Below are 251 nucleotides of genomic sequence, written 5' to 3'. Positions count from 1 at the left end.
CTAAAATTCTAGACTGGTATCATATTAGGCAGGCATATGACAGAGCTAAAATAGCTTTCCCAGATTACACAGATAGTCTTGATTCTTCAAAATATAAAGTATGGCATGGCAAGCCGCAAGAAGCTATGTGCGCCGTGCATGATGTAAGAGTAGAGGGTTCAAGTCCCTCATGGGCTGATATAGAGCTGTCCATTAGCTGAGGCAAGGTTAACTTCGTGAGGAGTTGGCGGAAGGAAGCTGACGGCAAAGTA

1 protein-coding gene is annotated in these 251 nt (G+C 44.2%); it reads right to left on the bottom strand.

Translation table 11 applies throughout. The annotated features are described in order from the left end of the window. Nucleotides 1–64: 64 nt before the first annotated feature. The coding region (locus tag L8D11_RS05615) for a hypothetical protein (protein WP_236870672.1) at nucleotides 65–251 on the bottom strand (187 nt) is incomplete at its 5' end.

Origin of the sequence: Candidatus Bandiella numerosa (genome assembly GCF_021811875.1) — a bacterium.
GTDB lineage: Bacteria > Pseudomonadota > Alphaproteobacteria > Rickettsiales > Midichloriaceae > Aquirickettsia > Aquirickettsia numerosa_A.
The sequence above is the reverse complement of the archived record's forward strand: the minus strand, read 5'-3'. Positions and strand labels throughout refer to the sequence as shown.